Raw genomic sequence first — 20,694 nt, forward strand, 5'->3', positions numbered from 1 at the left:
AGCCAGGGTCATTCGCGGGTGCCGGCGCACAGCACCTCGGCGCAGGCGACGACTTCGCCGTCGACCTTGGCCACACAGTCGTACACGGCCATGTTGCGGATCACGCGCTTGATCTCCACGTGCATCTCCAGCACGTCACCGGGCACCACCTGCTTGGTGAAGCGGGCCTTGTCGACCTTGACCATGTAGAACAGCTTGGACTGCGCATCGCGGCCCAGCGTCAACTGGGTCAGCACGCCGCCGGCCTGGGCCATGGCTTCGATGATCAGTACGCCGGGCATGATCGGCTGGCCCGGGAAGTGGCCCTGGAAGAACGGCTCGTTGATGCTGACGTTCTTGGTCGCGACGATCGTGCGCTTCTCGTAGTCGATCGACACCACCTTGTCCACCAGCAGGAACGGGTAGCGGTGCGGAAGCAGCGTCTGGATCTGCGCCATGTCCGGCAGGGTCTGGGTGTGGCTCATTCTTTCTCCTTGCTCACAGACAGGATGCGACGGGCCAGTGCATCGAGCTGCTTGAAGCGCGCGGCATTCTTGCGCCACGTGCGGTTGTCGGTCAGGGGCGTGCCGGAGGAATACTCGCCCGGCTCGGTGATGGAGTTGCGGACCACCGATTTGCCGGTGATCACGACCTTGTCGCAGATTTCAAGATGACCGACGACGCCAACGGCGCCGCCGAGCAGGCAGTAACGGCCGATCTTGGCGCTGCCGGCAATGCCGGTGCAGCCTGCGATGGCCGAGTGGGCGCCGATCTGCACGTTGTGTGCGATCTGCACCAGGTTGTCCAGGCGGACGTCCTCGGCCAGCACGGTGTCTTCCAGCGCGCCACGGTCGACACAGGTGTTGGCGCCGATCTCGCAGTCGTCGCCGATGCGCACGCCGCCAAGCTGCGGCACCTTGATCCATTTGCCAGCGTCCATGGCCAGGCCGAAGCCATCGGCGCCCAGCACGGCGCCGGGATGGATGCGCACGCGCTTGCCCAGCTTGACGCGGGTGACCAGGGTGACGCGGGCGATCAGTTCACAGCCGCTGTCGAGGGTGCAGTCTTCGCCGATGATGCTGCCGGCGCCGATGATGCAGTTCTCGCCGATGACGCTGCGTGCGCCGATGGTGACGAACGGACCGACGTGGGCGCTGGCGGCGACCTGCGCCTGCGGATCGATCACTGCGCTGGGATGGATGCCCGGCGGGCGGGTCGGGGCGATGTCGAACAGCGCGCCGATCTTGGCAAAGGTGGTGTAAGGGTCCTTGGCAACCAGCGCGGTGCCGGGAGCCGCGTCGGCATCCTCGGCGCGCAGCACTACGATGCCGGCCTGGCTGTCGGCCAGCTGGGCGCGGTAGCGCGGATTGGCAAGGAAGGTCAGCTGGCCGGCACCGGCATGGGCGAGGGTGGCCACGCCATGGATGGCGGTGCCTGGGTCGCCATGGACCTGCAGGCCGAACTGATCGGCGAGTTGCTGGGCGGTGTAGGTAGGAGTATTCACGGCGGGAGTTTAACGTGTGACGCCATTGCGGTCATGCGGGAGCGGTTCTGCGGCCAACGGCGGGGCCCCTCGTGGCTGGCAGAGTGAGGCCCGAGGGCCGGGTCGGACGGGTGGGGCCCGCGAGGGACGGCGCAAGTACGTCCCTGTAGCCTTGGTCGCCGCATCCATGCGGCTCACACCCTCGCGGGCCCCACCCATCCGCCCTTCGACGGTCTGGCGCGAGTGCCAGCCACGGAAAAACAGAAAAAATCAAAAGCAGTTCGGCTGCCGCGCCCGCGCGGGCGCCCGAAAACAAAAACGCCGGGCAGAGCCCGGCGATTCGTACCCCGTCTGGTGGAGAGCCGCCCTTTGTTAAGGGGGGCGCGCCGCTGGGAATCGCAGGAGCGATTCCCAACGTTGCTATGCAACGGCCCGAAGGGCGCATGCCATGGATGGCATGCGTAGCGGCGCGGGGCATAGGGAGCAGGATAGGCCCCGCGGTTTGCATCGCAAACCGTGGGAACGTTTGGGGGCCAGTTAGAACTGGCCACCAAACGTAAATTGCAGACGTTCGATCTCGTCGCCGTCCTTCTTCTTCAGCGGGAACGCATAGCTGATCGAGATCGGGCCGACCGGGGCGCGCCACAGCAGGGCTACACCAGTGGAGACGCGCAGCTCGTTGGCCTTGAAGTTGTCGGTGCCGTTGTAGACGTTGCCGAAGTCGACGAAGGCCGACACACGGGCCGACGGGCTGTCGAACAGGCGCGGGAAGTAGGCTTCGACCGAACCGACGGTCTTCAGCGAACCACCCAGCGGCTGGCCGTTCGGATAGCCGTTGGTGACTTCGCGCGGGCCGAGGGTGTTGTCCTCGAAGCCACGAACCGAGTTGGTACCACCGGCGTAGAAGTTCTCGTAGAACGGCAGGCCCGACGCGGTGACGGTGCGGGTGGTGCCGTCGCCGTTGTCGATCACGCGGGTCTTGTCGTTGCCGTAGGCATCGCCGTAGCCGATTTCGGCGCGGGTGTTGATCACCAGCGAGGGGATGATCGGCCAGTACTTGCTGATCTGGTAGTTCAGCTTGTAGTACTCGATGGTCGAACCCGGCAGGGTGGTTTCCAGGCCCACGCGCTGGTAGGTACCGCGGGTCGGCATGAAGTAGTCGTTGCGCGAGTCGCGGGCCCAACCCAGCTCGGTGCGCCACGCATGGAAGGTGCGGCTGCCGACGGCATCGATGTAATCGATGATCGACTTCGGGGTCGAGCCCGCGTACGTGGTGATCTGGTTGCTGTCGATGCCGAACATCAGCGAGACGGTGTCGGTCTCGGTGATCGGCACGCCGAATACCACCTGCGCCGAACCGTTGGTGCTGTTGTACTGCGCGGTGTTGAAGTCGGAGTAGTCCAGTTCGCGCCAGGACAGGTTGTAACCCAGCGAGACGCCGTCATCGGTGAAGTACGGGTTGGTGTAGCTGAAGCCGTAGCGCTGCAGGTAGCTGCTACGCGAAGCTTCGACCGACACGCGGTTGCCGCCGCCCAGGAAGTTGTTCTGCGACAGCTGCACCGAGGTGGTCATGCCGTAGGACTGCGAATAGCCCAGGCCGAACACGAAGCTGCCCGAGGTGGTTTCCTTGACGTTGTAGACGACGTCGACCTGGTCGTTGCTGCCGCTGACGGGCGGGGTTTCCACTTCCACCGCCTCGAAGTAACCCAGGCGCTGCAGGCGGATCTTGGAACGGTCGATCGCGGCCTGCGAGTACCAGCTGTTCTCGAACTGGCGCATTTCGCGGCGCATCACCTCGTCGGAGGTGCGGGTATTGCCCTTGAAGATGATGCGGCGGACCGTCACGCGCGGGCCGGGCACGACCTGCATGTTGACCGCCACGGTCTGCTCGGCGCGGTTGGTGGTCGGAATCGGGTTCACCTTGGCGAAGGCATAACCGATGTTGGACAGCGAGTTGGTGATCGAGTCGGAGCTGAATTCCAGCAGGGCACGCGAGAACGTGTCGCCGGACTTCTGCACGACCATGCGCTCGACGTCTTCCTGCGGCAGGATCGTATCGCCGCTGACCTTGATCTCGGAGATCTTGTACTGGTCGCCTTCGGTCACGCCGGCGGTGATGAACATGTCGCGCTTGTCGGGGCTGATCGACACCTGCGTCGAGTCGATGCTGAAGTCGACATAGCCGCGGTCCAGGTACCAGGAGTTGAGCTTCTCCAGGTCGCCGGACAGCTTTTCCTTGGAGTACTGGTCGTCACGGCGGTACCACGACGCCCAGTTGTGCTCCTTGGACTCCCAGTATTCCAGGATGTCCTTGCTGTCGTACTTCTCGGTGCCGACGATGTTGACGTGGCGGATCTTGGCCGCCTTGCCTTCCTTGATCGCGATGGCGATGTCGACGCGATTACGGTCCAGCGGGCTCACGGTCGGGGTGATGTCGACGGTGTATTTGCCACGATCGTTGTACTGGCGGCGAAGTTCCTGGGTCACGCGATCCAGGCTCAGGCGATCGAAGGTGCCGCCTTCGGTCAGGCCGATGTCGGACAGACCCTTGAGCAGCTGGTCGGACTTGATGTCCTTGTTGCCGGTGACGGTCAGCTTGTTGATCGCCGGACGTTCCTTGACGGTCACCACCAGGATGCTGCCCTGGCGATCCAGCTGCACGTCTTCGAAGAAGCCGGTCTTGTACAGGGCGCGGATGGTCTCGCCGACCTTGCTGTCGGTGACCGTCTCGCCACGCTCGACCGGCAGGTAGGTGAACACCGTACCGGAGCTGATGCGCTGCAGGCCGTCGACGCGGATGTCGCTGACAGTGAAGGGCTCGGCTGCCTGGGCCAGGGCGGGAGCGCCGGTGACGGCGGCGAGGGCGAGGGCCAGCAGGCGGCGATTGGGGAGTCGCGTCATGTCACGTCCGGTAGGAAGGTCGATTTCATTGGTAAGGGATGCCGACGCTGTAGACGGCAAAAACATGGAAAAGTTCATCGCGGGACCAGGCCGAGGATGTCGTTGTAGAACGCCAATCCCATCAGCCCGGCCAGCAACGCCAGGCCGATGTATTGGCCGGCGGCGACGGCACGCTCGCTCAGCGGGCTGCCCTTGACCAACTCGATAAGGTAATACAGCAGGTGGCCGCCGTCCAAGATGGGGATCGGCAGCAGGTTGATGATGCACAGGCTCAGCGACAGCAGGGCGAGGAACTGGATGAACCAGTCCACGCCACGTTTGGCCGAAATATTGGCGACCCGGGCAATGGTGACCGGGCCGGAAACGTTCTGCAGCGAGGCTTTGCCGGTCACGATCCGGCCCATCATGGCCAATGAATCGGCGGCCATCCTGCCGGTTTCGCGCACCGCGACCGTGACCGACTGCAGCGGGCCGAACTTGAGCAGGGTGTCGTAGGCGGGGCTGTAGCTCTGGGCAAAGCCGGCGCCGATCTGCCAGATGGGCTGGCCCTTGCCGTCCTTGCCCTGGCGCGGGGTGATCTCCAGCGCCAGGCGCTCGCCACCACGCAGCACCTCGATCATCGCCGGGCCACCGCGACGGCCGAGGCTGCCCACTTCGCTGATGGCCTGCTCGACGCTGTCGATGCGCTGGCCGTCGATCGCCACGATCAGATCGCCGGCCTGCAGGTGACCCTCTGCAGCCGAACCCTTCACGATGTTGTCCACCAGCGGTGGCTGCAGCCACGCACGCCAGTACACCCCGGCCAGGATCGGAACCCGGCGTTCATCGAAACCAGCCGGCAGCTGCGACAGCGGCAGGGTGCGCGAGCGCAGCTGGTCTGCTGGGTCGAGAACCTGCAGGGTCACGTCGCGACGATCCATCGCCGCCGCGGTCAGGGCCATGCTGGCCTCACCCAGGGTGATCACATCGCGGCCGTCCACGCGCAGCAGGCGGTCGCCGCTGCCGAGCCCGGCCGTGGCGGCCATACCGGTAGCGCGGCCGACGGTTGGGGAATAGTCCTGCTTGCCGATCACGAACATCGCCCACAGCAGCAGGATGCACAGCAGCAGGTTGGCGATCGGGCCGGCCGCGACGATGGCGATGCGCTGCCACACGGTCTTGTGGTTGAAGGCCTGGCCGCGCTCGTGCGGATGGACCTCGACTTCGCGTTCGTCGAGGAATTTCACATAGCCGCCCAGCGGGATGGCGGCAATGGCGAACTCGGTGCCATGGCGGTCGCGGCGCGACCACAGCGGACGGCCGAAGCCCACCGAGAAGCGCAGCACCTTGACCCCGCACAGCCGCCCGACCCAGTAATGCCCGAATTCGTGGAAGGTGACCAGCAGCCCAAGGCTGACGATCATCCACCAGACCGATCCGATGAAGTCAGTCATGCAGGTTCACATTGGCGGACACGGGCGGCGGCGTCATACGGGATGGGTGCGCTGTTCAGGTGGCGGCGATGGCGTTCAGGGTCAGCTGGCGGGCCCGCTGGTCGGCGGACAACAGAACCTCAAGTGTATCGGCTGGTTCGGTCGGCAGTGTTGAAAGAGCGTTAGCAACCAGCGTCGGAATGGTCAGGAAGCCTATGCGGCCCTGAAGAAACGCTGAAACAGCCTCTTCGTTGGCGGCGTTCAGCACCGCCGGAGCGGTGCCACCGGCGCGCATCGCTTGCCACGCCAAGGCCAGGCAGGGGAAGGCGTCGGTATCGGGAGCCTCGAAATCCAGCCGGCCCTGGGCGAGCAGGTCCAGCCCGGACACGCCCGATTCGATCCGTTGCGGCCAGCCCAGGCCTACGGCCAGGGTGGTGCGCATGTCCGGCAGGCCCATCTGCGCCAGCGTGGAGCCGTCAACGAACTCCACCAGCGAATGCACCAGGCTCTGCGGATGCACCAGCACCTCGATGCGTTCGCCGGGGACGCCGAACAGGTGGTGGGCCTCGATGACCTCCAGGCCTTTGTTCATCAACGTCGCCGAATCGACCGAGATCTTCGGCCCCATCGACCACTTCGGATGCGCCACGGCCTGGGCCGGGGTGACCTGCTGCAGTTCGGCGCGGCTGCGCCCGCGGAATGGGCCACCCGAGGCGGTCAGCAGGATGCGGCGCACGCCGGCACCGTCGAGGCTGGCATCACGTGAGCGCAGGCACTGGAAGATCGCGCTGTGCTCGCTGTCGATCGGGATGATCTCGGCGCCGGCACGTTCGGCGGTACGGGTCAGCAGTTCGCCGGCCAGTACCAGCGATTCCTTGTTGGCCAGCAGGATGCGCTTGCCGGCCGCAGCGGCGGCCAGGGTCGAGGACAGGCCGGCGGCGCCGACGATCGCGGCAACCACGGTGTCGCAGGCGTCGCTGGCCGCCAGCTGGTCCAGCGCGGCATGGCCGGCATGGGCCTGGGTGGCCAGGCCGGCTTCGCGCAGGCCGTCGCGCAGTTCGGCATACAGGGTTTCATCGGCGATCACCGCATGCGCGGGCCGGTGCTGCCGGCACAGGGCCAGCAGTGCCTGTACCTGGCGGCCGGCGGCAAGCACGGTGGCCTGGTACCGCAGCGGATGGCGGGCGATCACGTCAAGCGTGGAGGCACCAATCGAGCCGGTGGCGCCGAATACGGCGACCCGGCGCAGGTCTGCAGCAGCTTCCATGGTCAGAACCCGAAGATTTCCTTGCCCAGTGCGAACACCGGGATGGCCGCCAGCACGCCGTCGACGCGGTCGAGCACGCCGCCGTGGCCGGGGATCAGGTGGCCTGAATCCTTGGCGCCGGCATGGCGCTTGATCAGGCTTTCGAACAGGTCGCCCAGTACCGAGGCGAATACGGCCACCACCGAGGTAACCAGCAGGCCGGGCAGGTGCGCGGCATCGATGCCGGCCAGCCAGCCCAGGCCGACGGCCACCGCAACGCCGGCGATCAGCCCGCCGACGAGGCCTTCCCAGGTCTTGTTAGGGCTGATCCGCGGTGCCAGCTTGTGCTTGCCGAAGTGACGGCCAGCGAAGTAGGCGCCCGAATCAGCGGCCCAGACCAGTGCCAGCGCGGCCAGCAGCCACAGGTGGCCCTGATGGCCGGGCGGGTCGCCGCCGGCATGGATCAGCACCAGCGCAGCCCACGCCGGCACGATGGCCAGGGTGCCGGCCAGCAGCTTGAGGATGCGCGCCGGACTGCCAGGCTGCGCGCCGAAGTTGAAGAAGCGCAGCCACACCAGCGCGCCCAGCCACCACGCCACGCCCACCAGGGTCGCGATCTGGAACAGCACCAGGGTGCCGGCATCGGCCCACACCAGCAGCACCATCAGCACCAGGTTGAGGACCAGCAGCACGGTGCGGGCGAGGGTGTCTTCGACGTCGGCCAGCTTCAGCCATTCCCACAGGCCGATCAGCAGCACGGCAGCGGCGGCGGCGGCCAGCCATTGCGTGGGCAGCAACAGGATCGCGGCAATGGCGACCGGCGCCATGATCAGCGCGGCGAGGACTCGGGTCTTGGTCATGGGCTGGACGTCTCGGTGGCCAGGGCGGCGATCTGGGCGCTGGTCAGGCCGAAGCGGCGCTCACGGCTGGCGTAGGCATCCAGCGCCAGCTGCAGCTGCGCGGCATCGAAATCCGGCCACAGCGCTTCGGTGAACCACAGCTCGGTATACGCCAGCTGCCACAGCAGGAAATTGCTGATGCGGGTATCGCCGCCGGTGCGGATGAACAGGTCCGGTGGCGGCAGGTCGGCCAGGGCCACCTGTCGCCCCAGCAGGGATTCGTCGATCTGCTCGGGAAGCAGGCGGCCGGCTGCAACTTCAACAGCCAGTGCGCGTGCGGCACGGGCGATGTCCTGACGGCCACCATAGCTGGCGGCGATCGACAGGGTCAGTGTGCTGTTGTCGGCGGTGCGCTGTTCGGCCAGCTGCATGCGGCTGACCAGGGCAGCACCGAAGCGCTCGCGTTCGCCGATGAAGCGCACGCGCACGCCGCGCCGATGCAGCTCGTCCACTTCGCGGTCGAGCGCGCCGAGGAACAGCTTCATCAACGCATCGACTTCTTCCTGCGGCCGGCCCCAGTTCTCGCTGGAGAACGCGAACAGGGTCAGCGCCGGAATGCCCAGTTCCAGGCAGCGCTCGATGGTGCGGTTTACCGCACGCGCGCCGGCTCGATGGCCGATCACGCGGGGGCGACGGCGCTGCTGTGCCCAACGCCCGTTGCCATCCATGATGATGGCGACGTGGCGCGGGAGGGCGGCCGGCAGGGGAGGCGGGACTGAAGGCATCGACTTCAGACCGACATCAGTTCCTTTTCCTTGTCGGCGACGACCTTGTCGATATCCTTGATGTTGGCATCGGTCAACTTCTGGATATCGTCTTCGCCGCGCTTCTTGTCGTCTTCGCTGATCGCCTTGTCCTTCAGCAGCTTGGCGATTTCCTTGTTCGCATCCTGGCGGATGTTGCGCACGGCGATCTTGGCGCCTTCGCCTTCCTTCTGTACCTGCTTGGCCAGTTCCTTGCGGCGCTCTTCGGTCGGCGGCGGCAGGTTGACGCGGATCGAGGTGCCGATGGTGTTCGGGGTCAGCTCGATGTTGTACAGGCCCTTTTCGATCTCCTTGATCATGCTCTTGTCGAAGGGCGTGACCAGCAGGGAGTGGGCGTCGGCGTTGGAGACGGACGCTACCTGGTTCAGCGGCGTGCTGGCGTTGCCGTAAGCATTGACCGTGACACGGTCCAGCAGGGCCGGCGTTGCGCGGCCGGTGCGGATCGAAGTGAGGGTGTGCTTAAGAGCGTCGATGCTCTTGGCCATGCGCGTCTGCGCGTTGTTCTTGATGTCGTTGAGCATCGCCAGGGTCCTGGATGTAACTGGAATCGGGCGATTATAGGCGAATACGGGACGCCGCCGGGCCTGAATCGGCCCGGAGGTCGCCTTGCGCTCAGCCTCAGGCCGGATCGCGGCCCTGGACGAGGGTGCCGATGTTCTCGCCGTGCAGGATCTTCAGCAGCTCGCCCGGCTGGCCCATGTCGAACACGCGCATCGGCAGGTCGCTGTCGCGGGCCAGGGCGAAGGCGGCGGTATCCATCACTTCCAGGCCACGGCGGATCACTTCGTCGTAGCTCAGGCTGTCGAAGCGGACAGCGTCGCTGTACTTGTTCGGATCCTTGTCGTACACGCCATCGACCTTGGTTGCCTTCAGCAGCAGGTCGGCGCCGATCTCGATCGCGCGCAGGGCGGCGCCCGAGTCGGTGGTGAAGAACGGGCTGCCGACGCCTGCGGCGAAGATCACCAGGCGGCCCTTTTCCAGGTGGCGGATGGCGCGGCGGCGGATGTAGTCCTCGCACACGTCGTTGATCTTGATCGCGCTCATCACGCGGGCCTTTGCGCCCACTTTTTCCAGCGCATCCTGCATGGCCAGCGCGTTGATGACCGTGGCCAGCATGCCCATCTGGTCGCCGGTGACGCGGTCCATGCCGCCAGCGGCCAGGCCTGCACCGCGGAAGATGTTGCCACCACCGATGACCAGGGCGACTTCGGCGCCGGCCTGCTGGGCCTCGACGACTTCACGGGCCAGGCGGTTGATGATCTTGGGGTCGATGCCGTAGTCCTCATCTCCCATCAGCGCCTCCCCGGAAAGTTTCAACAGGATGCGGCGATAGGCGAGCTTGGACATGGGGACCTCGGGTGCGTGGAAATCGCGGGCGATTCTACGCGCAAGCGGCGCGCGGCCAAAGCGTTTTGTGCACTGCGGCGCAAAATACCGGTGTGCCCCGTGCATCCGGGGCGCACCATTCAGCCCAGCTCGGCGCCAGCGGTGGCAGACAGTTCATCATGCCCCAGTTCGCCGGGAGAGCGTGCGATGACCCGGTTGCGCCCCAGGTTCTTGGAGCGGTAGAGCACGTCATCGGCGGCGCGCAGCAGGTCCTGCACGCCGGCAAAGCGCTCGTAGCCGCCCTGGGTGGCCACGCCGGCCGAGAAGGTGATGAACAGCGGGCCACCTTCCAGTTCCGCCATCGGGGTGGCGACGATGTTCGCCAGTACCCGGCGGATCACGTCCAGGGCCACCGACTCACTGGTATTGGGCAGCAGCGCGACGAACTCCTCGCCGCCGAAGCGGGCCACGGTGTCGCTGTTGCGCAGCTGCCCCTGCAGCTTGCCGGCAAAGGCGCGCAGCACCTCGTCGCCGGTCAGGTGGCCGTGCGCATCGTTGATCTTCTTGAAATCGTCCAGGTCGATGAAGGCCACCGACAACGGCCAGCCATGGCGGCCGGCGCGCAGGAATTCCTGTTCCAGCACGGCTTCGAGCTGGCGGCGGTTGAGGACGCCGGTCAACGCGTCGCGATGGGCCTGGTCGGCCAGGCGCTTGGCGCGGGCCTCGAATTCATCGGCGCGGCGGCGGGCCTGGTCGGCATCCTGCAGTTCGCGCAGGTTGCGCAGGGTGGCCAGTTCCTGGGCGTGGTCGATCAGTTCACGCACGCGTGCCGGCGAGTTCAGGCCGTTCTCGAACAGGCTGGCGATGTCCGGCAGCGCTTCGCTGATCCGCGCCAGCACCTGGTCGAAGCGGGCGCTGTCCATCTGCAGGCGGTCGTGGACCTGCTGCAGGGCGCGTTCGCGTGCGCCATCGGCGTCTTCATCCAGCCAGATGTCGGCGACGGCACCAGACAGCTGTACGCAGGCCTGGAACGGATTTTCGGCGGTGCCTTCGTCTTCGCTGTGGCGGATGCTGTCCACCAGGTAGCGCGGCAGGCCCCACTCCTCGGCCACCCATGCACCGACGTCGGCGTGGCTGCAGCCGAGTTCCTGGCGCTCGCGCGCGATCAGGTCGGGATTGTCGCGCGCTTCCCGCAGCAAGGGCAGGTAGCGTTCGGATTCGGCCTGGGCCAGGCACAGCACGCCCATGTCCTGCAGCAGTCCGGCCAGCATCAGCTCCTCCAGCCTGCGCAGGCCGCGCGCCTGGCCGAGCTGGCTGGCGGCCAGTGCGCTGAGGATGCTGCGCTTCCAGGCGCGTTGGCGCAGGTCGTGGTCGGCGCCGCCTTTGCCGGTCAGGCCCTGGGTGACAGTGAAGCCCAGGGCGAGGCTGATCGTAGCGTTGAGCCCGAGCATGGTCAGCGCCTGGCCGAGGTTTTCGATCCGGCGCCGGCTGGCATACAGCGGTGAATTGGCGATACGCAGCATGCGCGCACTCAGCGCCATGTCGATGGCGATGATGTCCGCAGCGGTTGCGATGTCCGCCTCCGGGTCCTGGGCCAGTTCGATGATGCGCAGGGCAATACCGGGCGGCGAGGGGAGGTTGCGGCAAAGCGCCAGTGCAGCTGTCAGCTCGGGAGGCATGTCGGGTCGTTCAATTCCATTAGGACAAGAATACCTAGGAATGCATCACAGTCTGCGAATTTCGTTCCTGTTATGTGACTGCAGGTTCCCTGTGCCGAGTATCGGCTTGATTCGCGTGCAACGCAAAGGTGTCGGTGTGCGCACCAACGGTGCGCACCCACAGATTCGGCCACCCACAGGTGAAGGGCACCCACAGGCCCACCGGCATAAAAAAAGAGCCGCGGTTTCCCGCGGCTCCTTCTGGTTTCATTACAGCCGTGAGGCTGGAATCAGACCTGCATCGCCTTGGCAACTTCGGCGGCGTAGTCTTCCACCACCTTCTCGATGCCTTCGCCAACGACCAGCAGCTGGAAGCCCGCCACGTCGGCGCCGGCGGCCTTGACCACCTGCTCGACGGTCTTGTCGCCGTCCAGGACGTAGCTCTGGCCGTACAGGGTCACTTCGCTGACGATCTTGTTGATCTTGCCGCTGATGATCTTTTCCAGGATGTCGGCCGGCTTGGACTTGTCCTTCTCGGACATCTTGGCCAGTTCGATTTCCTTTTCCTTTTCCACGAACTCGGCCGGCACATCGGCAGCCTTGTTGTGCGGCGGCTTCAGCGCGGCCACGTGCATGGCCAGGCCGCGAGCCAGTTCGGCGTCGCCGCCGATCAGGTCGACCAGCACGCCGACCTTGCCGTTGGTGTGGACGTAGGAACCGACGTTGCCGGTGGTGTCCAGCTTGACCAGGCGACGGATCTGGATGTTCTCACCCAGGGTCTGCACGGCGGTCGCGCGGGTTTCTTCGACGGTCTGGCCGGTCGGCAGGGTGGCCGACTTCAGGGCTTCCACGTCGGCGGCGCCCGATGCCAGTGCAGCGGCAGCGACGGAATCGACGAAGTTCTTGAAGTTGATGTCGTTGGCGACGAAGTCGGTTTCCGAGTTGATCTCGACCAGCACGGCCTTGCCGCCGTCCTGGGCCAGGCCCAGACGACCTTCGGCGGCCACGCGGTCAGCCTTCTTGTCGGCCTTGGCAGCGCCGGACTTGCGCAGCGCTTCAGCAGCGGCGTCGATGTTGCCGCCGGCCTCGGTGAGCGCCTTCTTGCATTCCATCATGCCGGCGCCAGTGCGCTCGCGCAGTTCCTTGACCAGGGAAGCAGTGATTTCCACGGGATTACCTCACGAAAGAAAGGGGTTGGGCCGGCATGGTGGCCGGCCCGTGTGACAGTTTCCTGTCGTCGCGCCATCGGCAGCGGACAGGAAAGGTGGGCGCGTGGCGCCCACCGGGGCCTGGATCAGGCCTGGGCTTCGCCCTTGTCGGCAGCAGCCTTCTTGGCCGGAGCGCGGCGAGCCGGCTTGCCTTCTTCGGCCGGAGCGTCGGCGAACTCTTCTTCACGGACGGTGGCAGCGTGCGGTGCAGCAGCCTTGCCTTCCAGCACAGCGTCAGCAGCGGCGCGTGCGTACAGCTGCACGGCACGGATGGCGTCGTCGTTGCCCGGGATCGCGTAATCCACCAGCTCCGGGTTGTAGTTGGTATCGACGACGGCGATCACCGGGATGCCGAGCTTCTTGGCTTCCTTGATGGCGATGTCTTCGTGGCCGATGTCGATGACGAAGATCGCGTCCGGCAGACGGTTCATGTCCTTGATGCCGCCCAGCGAGGCTTCCAGCTTGTCGCGCTCGCGACGCAGGCCCAGCACTTCGTGCTTGACCAGCTTCTCGAAGGTGCCGTCGGATTCACCGGCTTCCAGTTCCTTCAGGCGGGCAACCGACTGCTTGACGGTACGGAAGTTGGTCAGGGTGCCGCCCAGCCAACGCTGGTTCATGAACGGCATGCCGCAACGCTCGGCTTCTTCGCGGATCGACTCACGCGCGCTGCGCTTGGTGCCCAGGAACAGGATGGTGCCGCGCTTCTGGGCAACCGACGAGATGAAGTTCATCGCGTCGTTGAACAGCGGGACGGTCTTTTCCAGGTTGATGATGTGGATCTTGCCGCGGGCGCCGAAGATGTACGGAGCCATTTTCGGGTTCCAGTAGCGGGTCTGGTGGCCGAAGTGGACGCCGGCTTCCAGCATCTGACGCATGGTGACCTGGGGCATTGCAGAACTCCTGATGGGGAACCGGCGATTCCGCCCGCGGGATAGGTATGCGGGACGCGTGGAAGCGCTGAAGGTTCCGGGGTTGGGCTTCCCTGTTGCCTCCGTGGCCGAACTCCTTGCGGAGCACCCCGGCACGGATGGGGGCAGCAGGTGTGGATTCACCGGTGACGTCCGGTGTGGACGGTGTCCCGCGCAGGGGCGGCAGGACATCCGGGCAATTATAGCCCGCTTGGCTGGCTCGCTGCAATTGCGGGTGCCCGCGCCGCCAGGATCACCTGTGTGCCGTCCTGCAGGCGGGCATGGAACCTGCCGCCTGCATAGCCATCGGCGCGCGGCGGCAACTGCCACTGGCGCTGGCGCGCCGCCAGCACGTAGCCGGCAAGGTCGGGCAGCAGCAGGCTGCGCTGGCCGCCAGCCGTCTCATAGGCAAGGTCGCTCAAGCGCGCGTGCCGGGTGCCATTGTTCAACAGTCTCAGCATGAATTGCGACCCGTTGACCACCAGCTCTGGCTGCAGGCAGGGGGACGCTGGGCCGACCGGTTCGCTGCGGAACAGGGGCAGTGAATAGCGCGGCATGGCCGGTTCTGCCGGTGCCAGGATGATACGGAATGCCTGTTCAGCGGCCACAGGCGCGGACGACGCCGGCAGCAACCACACGCGCTGGCGGGCGCCGGCCGGCAGGTCCAGCAAGGTCGGACTGGCCAGCACCTGCCCGCTGCGCTGCAGGTGTTCCGCATCCTGTTGCTGGTCCCACGCCCAGATCTGCACCTGGCCGCGCCAATGCCCGGGGCCAGGATTGTGCAGCCACAGCTCGGTCCGCCCCTGCGCAGCCGGCAGGTGCAGGGTGGTCGGCACCAGTTCCAGCGCCTGCGCCTGCGCGGCAATGGGCAGCACCGCGGCCAGCAGAAGCAGTAGCCGGCGCATCAGTAGTAAGTGGTGGGCGGTTCGGGCAGCGAATGCCCCTGTTCGTCCTGTGCTGGCGGGGCCAGTTCACGGACCTGGGGCGGCAGGTGACCGCCGTCGCTGTGCTGCTGTGGCACCGGGCAACGTGGGCCGCCCTCCGTGCCGACGCAGCCTTCAACCACGGTCAGGCGGATCTGCATTGGGACGGGCGCCGGCTCGGCCCACGCTGTCGTGCTGGCGATGGACATCGCTCCGATCAGTACTGCCCGAACCACCTGCGATCCACCGTGTTGTCGACTTGATGCGCGGTATCGGCCGACAGGGGGGATTCTGTAGAGCGGGCTCCCCTCAGTAGGTGATCGTCACCTGCACCAGGTCGTTGTAGGTGCCCGCCGGAGGCTGTCCGGCAACGGGAGGCACACGCCCGAATATGTTCAGTGTCTGCGCGCTGCCAGTGCCGACGCCGCTGAAGGTGTCCACGGTGAGCGTATTGCCCCAGCGCTGGCTGCGCGCAGCGTCCCGGTACAGCTCGTAGGTCAGGTAATAGCTGTTGCCGCCGATTGTGGTGCGCATGCGCCGGGTGGTGGTCAGGGCCGGGTTGTTCTGACCGTTGTTCAGGCCGACCTGGTAGGCGGTGCGCTTGAGGCAGGTCAGGGTGAGGGTGGCGGTCTGGTCGATGTTGGCGGGAATGCCGCCGGTGACGTTGCCGAAATCCATGGTGGTGGTGAGGTAGCTGCCGCATTGCGGCAGCACGGTGGCAGTGGCATTGAAGGTGAAGGCATTGCTGGCGGTGTTGGTGCCGGTAGCGCCGCCATTGCAGGTGGCCGGTACGGTGGCGGTGCCCAGCAGCACCTCGTTCCAGGCCCAGGTGAGCACCACGTTGGCCCCGGTGAAGGTGCTGCTGTAGTTGCCGGAGGCCAGCACCTGGTTGGCCGGGATCTGTGCGAACAACTGCGTGGTACGGCTGCCGGAGCCGCCGATCAGCGGCACGTTGTAGGTCATCGTCAGCTCCTGTGCGGGAGGTGTGCCGCGCGGTGCCAGGCCGGTGACTTCGCTGTAGTTGGCGACGTTGTAGATCTGGAAATTGAGCGGATCACTGCTGCCGTTGACCATTGTCCGCCACGGCGAAGTACTGGTGCCGCCGGTGCCATTGCCCAGGCCGATGCAGACGCGGATGCCGGTGGTGGCGATCAGGCTGAGTGCGGCGGTGGAGCAGTTCACGGTGATGTTCAAGGTGCCGGGGGTGGCACCTGCCGCGCCGCTGCTGACGTTGCCGAAGGGCAGCAGCGCGTCGGCGCTGGCGGTGCATGTCGCGGCCGCGCGTGTCGGTGCACTGGCGATCAGGCCGGCCAGAAGCACCAGGCCGAGCAGCAGCATCCTCATGGCGCCACCTCCGGCACGCATTGCAGCGGGACCGGGCGGGCGCTGGCCCCGACGGCGACCACCTGCGGTGCCGGCACGCGGACCCGGCACTGGCCACCGCTGCTGGTGATGTACAGCACGCTGCCAGGTGCAACGTCCTCCAGGTACAGCAGGCCGTCGTAGCCGACGGTGGCCTGGCGGCCATCGGGCAGCTGCACTTCGCTGCCCACCTCCAGCGGTTGCCCCCTCATGTCCTGCAGGATCAGCCGCAATGACGCGCGCGAACGCAGGTTGAAGGTCAGGCCGGTGCCGGCGCGCTGGCGAGGTGTTACCCAGTCCTCGATGCGATCAGCGCGCATGTCCGCCGGCAGGTCCAGGGTGTCGATGGAGACGCGGTTGCGCTGCCAGGACAGCAGCGGGCTGATCAGCAGCAGGCCACGCTCGTCGGTGGCACCGATCAGGCGGTTCTCAAGCCGCACCGGCACACCGCCAACGCCATTCGTGCTGACCACGGCGAAGGCATCGGCGACTTCGCGGGCGGCGAAGGTGTGCCCGGCCATCCACACCAGGCTGCCGCTGGCGCTGCCATAGGCGTAGTTGAGGCCCGCCTGGCGGGAGGCACCGAAGGCGTAGCGGCCGACATCGTTGAGGATGCCGACTTCGGCCAGGCCGCCGCTGCCGCCGTCGCCGTGGCGGACCTGCGCGCGCCAACCGATACCGCCTGCGCTGCCGTCGCCCGGGACCGGCTGGGTGACATCGGCGACCCAGCTCTGGCGGTCGCCATTGCGCTGGCTGGACAGGCTGGCCTGGCGGTTGTTGCCCAGGCTTGCGGTCAGCGACAGGTAGACGCTGCGGTCATCACTGTCGTCCAGGTTCTGGTTGACCGACAGGTAGGCCGACCAGCGCGGGCTCCAGCTGCGTGACCAGAACAGGCTGGCATAACGGTTGTCATCGCCAACGGGGTAGCGCAGGCGAAGGTAACTGGCGCTGAGGGTGCCCAAGCGCAACAGGTCCAGGCCGACCGTGGCCTGCTCGCTGATGCTGGGCGGCAGGTTGGCCTGCAGCGCGCCCAGGTCGCGGTAGTCGCCGTGGCTGCGCACGCTGCGCAGGTTGAAATTGAAGCGCCGGTTGTTCCAGCTGTACCCCAGCGCCCACTGTCCGCCCTGCAGGCCCTGGTAGCGGCTGTGGGCATAGGCGGCATTGAGCACGCCGGCGCCGCCCAGCAGCCACCAGCCACCCACGCCGGCCTGCGCCAGGCCGCCGCCGCCCTCGGCATGTGCTTCACCGGTGAATGTGTCGCTGACGCCGCCGCGCCAGCTGGCGCTTGCCACGGTACGGTCGTCGTAGGCGAAGGAGCGTTCGCCGAACTGCTCGCGCAGCTGGCCGACGCCGAGCGACCAGTCCGACAGGCCCTTGGCGAGCAGCTGCTGGGTGCCGTAGAAGCTGAAATCCAGGGTCTGCATGCGGCCGAAGGCATCGGTGACCACCACCTGCGCGCTGCCGGTGCCGCTGATGCCCGGTTGCGCCGCCAGCTGGAACGGCCCGACCGGTACCTGGCCGCTGTACTGGCGCAGGCCATCGACATACAGCTCGACCGTCGATGGCACCACCGCCTGGCCGAGGAAGGCCGGAGTCGGGGTAAGAACGCGATACGGCTGCAGCCCGTAGTTGCGGCCGATCTGGATGCCGCCCAGGCGTACCGGCCGGCTCCAGTCGACAAACCCGCTGTAGAAATCGCCCACCTCCAAAGTCAGCGCCTTGTCCGGGAAGTCCAGCGTCCAGCGCGTATCGAGGCGTACGCTTTCGCTGCGCCAGTGGCGGTCTCCGGTCTGGTAGCGACGGCTGACGGCGGTGTTCTCGAAGGTGCCGGTACCGATGCCGAACACTCGCAGTTCAGAGCTCAGGGTAAGGTTGCCGAGGCTGTCGACTCGGCTGCCGTACAGGTCGTAATTGAGCAGGACGCCGGGCGAGGCGCTGCCGCGCGGGGCACGGACCTGCGGGCGGCTGAGCACGGTCGTGGGCAGGGTCAACTGGTCCAGTGGCACGTCCAGCGCGAGGGTCTGCAGGTGCGCGTCATAGCGCACCACCGCACCGCTGATCTGGTCGAGGTATACCGGGGCATCGCCGCTGGCGTTGAAGCCAAGCTGGCGCAGGATTTCGGGGCTGGCCTGCAGGCGGCCACGGTTGTCGGTGAAGGGCAGCAGGCCGCGCGGCGTGCTGTTGAGGGTCACGTCCAGGTACAGCGTCTGGTTGGCCGTGAGTGGGGTTGGTGGCGGCAGCAGGGCATCGGCGGAGACCCCGGAGACATCGGCTGCATGAGCCGCCGGGGACAGGGCCGCACCGAGCGCTGCGCTCATCAGCGCCTCAGCGAGCCGGTGGTGGCGGCAGCGACGTCTGTTCCGACTCGCCATTGAGCTTGGCCGTGATCTGGTCGTTGTCGCGGTCGATCGCCGTGCGCTCCAGCGGCCAGCGCATGATCTGGCCGGGCAGCACATAGCCCAACAGGCCGGGATGGACGATGCGCGGCCGCTCCGGGCTGCCCAGGGCGAGGTCGGCGATCTGCGCATAGCTGTTGCCGGTATTGCCTACTTCCACGCCGTTGCGACCGTCGTCCAGCCGCACCAGGCGGGCGTGCAGCTGCGGGGCCAGCCGGCTGCCAGTGCCGGGTTGCACGAATACCGGGATGGAATAGCGCAGCACGAACTGCATGCCTTCGGTGCGCGTGGCCAGATCGGGCACCTCGTCGACGATCAACCGGTAGTACTGCTGCGCAGCCGGCGCGTCGGCCACGGCGCGCATGACCCGTACCAGCTGCTGCTGGCCGGCGGCCAACTCCTGCATCGGTGGCGTGGCCAGCAGATCTTCGGTGGGCAGCAGCTGTTCGTTGCCGTCCTGCTGCACCCAACGGAATACCCGGACCTGCAGCTTCACCGGCGAGGTGCCGCTGTTGGTCAACCACAGTTCGCCGGCGCGCTGGCGTGCCTCCAGCTGCAGGCTGGTGGGCGCGACCTGCAGGCTGGTCGCCGAGGCCGCGGTGACCCAAAGCAGCAGGCTGAGAACGAGCAGCGCCACGCCGGTGGCGCGCCACGGGCGGGATCCGGCCATGCGGGCGTGCTCCATCAATAGGTGATCGTGGCGGTAACGGTATCCAGGTAGTTGCCGGTCGCAGCGTTGGCCGTGCTCAGGTTGAGGATCTGGCCGTAGACGATGTAGGGCACCGCCAGGCCGGTGCCGATACCGGCCTGGGTGTTGGTGCCCGTGGTGGCGCCCCACACCAGCGTATGCGCGGCATCCTGGTAGAGCTGGTAGCCCACGTAGTTGTTGGCCGTCACTGCCGCGTTGGTGTTCTTCATCCGCCGCGTGGTGACGTCATTGGCCGTACCGGCATTGGCACCGGCGTTGAGCGAGATGGTGTACGGGGTCAGCGCCGAACACTGTGCGGTTACGGTGCCCTGGCCCAGGGTCGGGGTGGCGGTGGTGGAGGCGGCGGTACCGAAATCGACGTTGGTGGCGGCGGCCGCAGTGATGGTGCAGGCCTTGGTGACCACCAGGGTGACGTTGAACGTAGTGGTGTCGGCGGCGGCGGCCGGGCCAGCCACCAGCAGGGCCAGGGCCCAAGCCCAGGGGGAACGAACGGTGGATCGCATGGACAACCTCCCTGACCCGAAGGTCCGTTGAACAGCGCGAAGTCGGCACGTTCGGCGCCGATTTGACGACAGTGGGGCCAGCGTAGGCACCGCAAGTGTCTGTATTCCGTGAGAAACAGGCGATCGAAAGGGTGTGGCCCATCACGCTTTCACCTTCCTTGCCGGATCCGTGCATGCCCCGGATCGCCAGTTGGGTGGCGTTCGTTCAGATTGCGGCCGGATCGGCGATAATGGGAGCCATGAGCGTGAATATCAAAACCCCGCAGGAAATCGAGATGATGCGCATCGCCGGCCGCCTGGCCAGCGAAGTGCTCGACATCGTCACCCCCCACGTCAAGCCCGGTGTCACGACCGAGGAACTGGACCGCATCTGCCACGACCACATCGTGAACGTGCAGGGCGCCATTCCGGCCAACGTCGGCTACCGCGGCTTCCCCAAGACCGTGTGCACCTCGGTCAACAATGTCATCTGCCACGGCATTCCCAGCGAAGGGAAGGTCCTCAAGGATGGCGACATCATCAATATCGACGTCACCGTCATCAAGGACGGCTGGCATGGCGACACCAGCCGCATGTACTTCGTCGGCACCCCGTCGGTGATGGCCAAGCGCTTGGTCGACGCCACCTATGAAGCGATGTGGCGCGGCATCCGCGCGGTGCGCCCGGGCGCAACCCTGGGCGACGTCGGCCATGCGATCCAGAGCTACGCCGAAGGCGAGCGTTTCAGCGTGGTGCGCGAGTACTGCGGCCACGGCATCGGCAAGGTCTACCACGATGAGCCGCAGGTGGTGCATTACGGCCGTCCGGGCCAGGGCCTGGTGCTGCAGCCGGGCATGACCTTCACCATCGAGCCGATGATCAACGAGGGCACCCGCTACAACAAGGTGCTGCCCGATGGCTGGACCGTGGTGACCAAGGACCGCAAGCTGTCGGCACAGTGGGAGCACATGATCGCGGTCACCGAGACCGGCGTGGACGTGCTGACCCTGTCGCCGGGCGAATCGCAGGTCTCCTGAC

The 20,694-nt window shown here is 66.5% G+C and carries 19 protein-coding genes; 1 reads left to right on the forward strand and 18 read right to left on the reverse strand.

The window, feature by feature from the left end; genetic code table 11:
* Positions 1 to 8: 8 nt before the first annotated feature.
* The 18 genes from fabZ to M2299_RS15060 all read right to left on the reverse strand — a co-directional run bounded on the left by fabZ (position 9) and on the right by M2299_RS15060 (position 19,677).
* A complete protein-coding gene (gene fabZ / locus M2299_RS14975; protein ID WP_025877675.1) occupies positions 9 to 464 on the reverse strand; it encodes a 3-hydroxyacyl-ACP dehydratase FabZ in 456 nt (151 codons plus the stop codon).
* Positions 461 to 1,483 carry a UDP-3-O-(3-hydroxymyristoyl)glucosamine N-acyltransferase gene (gene lpxD, locus M2299_RS14980; protein ID WP_025877673.1) on the reverse strand — a complete coding sequence of 341 codons (1,023 nt, stop codon included), beginning with the start codon at positions 1,481 to 1,483 and terminating at the stop codon, positions 461 to 463. Before lpxD ends, fabZ begins: the two co-directional genes overlap by 4 nt.
* Positions 1,484 to 1,999: 516 nt before the next feature.
* The gene (gene bamA / locus M2299_RS14985; RefSeq protein ID WP_032975784.1) at positions 2,000 to 4,363 is read right to left on the reverse strand and encodes an outer membrane protein assembly factor BamA; all 2,364 of its coding nucleotides are present in this window, start codon (positions 4,361 to 4,363) and stop codon (positions 2,000 to 2,002) included.
* A 74-nt stretch (positions 4,364 to 4,437) separates the two neighbouring features.
* A complete protein-coding gene (gene rseP, locus M2299_RS14990; protein ID WP_099783379.1) occupies positions 4,438 to 5,796 on the reverse strand; it encodes an RIP metalloprotease RseP in 1,359 nt (452 codons plus the stop codon).
* Positions 5,797 to 5,851: 55 nt separating this feature from the next.
* Positions 5,852 to 7,042, reverse strand: a complete 1,191-nt coding sequence (locus M2299_RS14995; RefSeq protein WP_099783381.1) for a 1-deoxy-D-xylulose-5-phosphate reductoisomerase — start codon at positions 7,040 to 7,042, stop codon at positions 5,852 to 5,854.
* A 2-nt stretch (positions 7,043 to 7,044) separates the two neighbouring features.
* Positions 7,045 to 7,881 carry a phosphatidate cytidylyltransferase gene (locus M2299_RS15000; protein WP_025877667.1) on the reverse strand — a complete coding sequence of 279 codons (837 nt, stop codon included), beginning with the start codon at positions 7,879 to 7,881 and terminating at the stop codon, positions 7,045 to 7,047.
* Positions 7,878 to 8,645: a polyprenyl diphosphate synthase gene (gene uppS / locus M2299_RS15005; RefSeq protein ID WP_032975790.1), complete on the reverse strand. Its 768-nt coding sequence runs from the start codon at positions 8,643 to 8,645 to the stop codon at positions 7,878 to 7,880. Before uppS ends, M2299_RS15000 begins: the two co-directional genes overlap by 4 nt.
* Before the next feature lie 5 nt (positions 8,646 to 8,650).
* Positions 8,651 to 9,205 (reverse strand): ribosome recycling factor, encoded by a 555-nt coding sequence (frr, locus tag M2299_RS15010; protein ID WP_025877664.1) that lies wholly within the window; start codon positions 9,203 to 9,205, stop codon positions 8,651 to 8,653.
* A 97-nt stretch (positions 9,206 to 9,302) separates the two neighbouring features.
* Positions 9,303 to 10,031: a UMP kinase gene (pyrH, locus tag M2299_RS15015; RefSeq protein WP_025877663.1), complete on the reverse strand. Its 729-nt coding sequence runs from the start codon at positions 10,029 to 10,031 to the stop codon at positions 9,303 to 9,305.
* Positions 10,032 to 10,150: 119 nt separating this feature from the next.
* On the reverse strand, positions 10,151 to 11,689 hold the full coding sequence (locus M2299_RS15020; protein ID WP_025877660.1) for a GGDEF domain-containing protein: 1,539 nt from the start codon (positions 11,687 to 11,689) through the stop codon (positions 10,151 to 10,153).
* 269 nt (positions 11,690 to 11,958) lie between these two features.
* A complete protein-coding gene (gene tsf / locus M2299_RS15025) occupies positions 11,959 to 12,837 on the reverse strand; it encodes a translation elongation factor Ts (protein ID WP_032975792.1) in 879 nt (292 codons plus the stop codon).
* Between the two features lie 125 nt (positions 12,838 to 12,962).
* Positions 12,963 to 13,766: a 30S ribosomal protein S2 gene (gene rpsB, locus M2299_RS15030; protein ID WP_025877657.1), complete on the reverse strand. Its 804-nt coding sequence runs from the start codon at positions 13,764 to 13,766 to the stop codon at positions 12,963 to 12,965.
* 218 nt (positions 13,767 to 13,984) lie between these two features.
* Positions 13,985 to 14,689, reverse strand: coding sequence for a fimbria/pilus periplasmic chaperone (locus tag M2299_RS15035; protein WP_280884593.1), 705 nt, complete (start codon positions 14,687 to 14,689; stop codon positions 13,985 to 13,987).
* Positions 14,689 to 14,868, reverse strand: a complete 180-nt coding sequence (locus M2299_RS15040; protein ID WP_223482177.1) for a hypothetical protein — start codon at positions 14,866 to 14,868, stop codon at positions 14,689 to 14,691. The genes M2299_RS15035 and M2299_RS15040 overlap by 1 nt, the downstream gene beginning before the upstream one ends.
* A 148-nt stretch (positions 14,869 to 15,016) precedes the next feature.
* Positions 15,017 to 16,051: a spore coat U domain-containing protein gene (locus tag M2299_RS15045; protein WP_280884594.1), complete on the reverse strand. Its 1,035-nt coding sequence runs from the start codon at positions 16,049 to 16,051 to the stop codon at positions 15,017 to 15,019.
* A complete protein-coding gene (locus tag M2299_RS15050) occupies positions 16,048 to 18,387 on the reverse strand; it encodes a fimbria/pilus outer membrane usher protein (protein WP_280884595.1) in 2,340 nt (779 codons plus the stop codon). The genes M2299_RS15045 and M2299_RS15050 overlap by 4 nt, the downstream gene beginning before the upstream one ends.
* A 7-nt stretch (positions 18,388 to 18,394) precedes the next feature.
* The gene (locus M2299_RS15055) at positions 18,395 to 19,150 is read right to left on the reverse strand and encodes a molecular chaperone (protein ID WP_280884596.1); all 756 of its coding nucleotides are present in this window, start codon (positions 19,148 to 19,150) and stop codon (positions 18,395 to 18,397) included.
* Positions 19,150 to 19,677 (reverse strand): spore coat U domain-containing protein, encoded by a 528-nt coding sequence (locus M2299_RS15060; protein ID WP_025877648.1) that lies wholly within the window; start codon positions 19,675 to 19,677, stop codon positions 19,150 to 19,152. Before M2299_RS15060 ends, M2299_RS15055 begins: the two co-directional genes overlap by 1 nt.
* A 173-nt stretch (positions 19,678 to 19,850) precedes the next feature.
* Here M2299_RS15060 and map point away from each other — a divergent pair, with 173 nt between their 5' ends.
* Positions 19,851 to 20,693 (forward strand): type I methionyl aminopeptidase, encoded by an 843-nt coding sequence (gene map / locus M2299_RS15065; protein WP_080277585.1) that lies wholly within the window; start codon positions 19,851 to 19,853, stop codon positions 20,691 to 20,693.
* The last annotated feature ends 1 nt before the right edge of the window (position 20,694 follow it).

This window comes from Stenotrophomonas sp. 1278, from assembly GCF_029892765.1.
Classification (GTDB): domain Bacteria; phylum Pseudomonadota; class Gammaproteobacteria; order Xanthomonadales; family Xanthomonadaceae; genus Stenotrophomonas; species Stenotrophomonas indicatrix.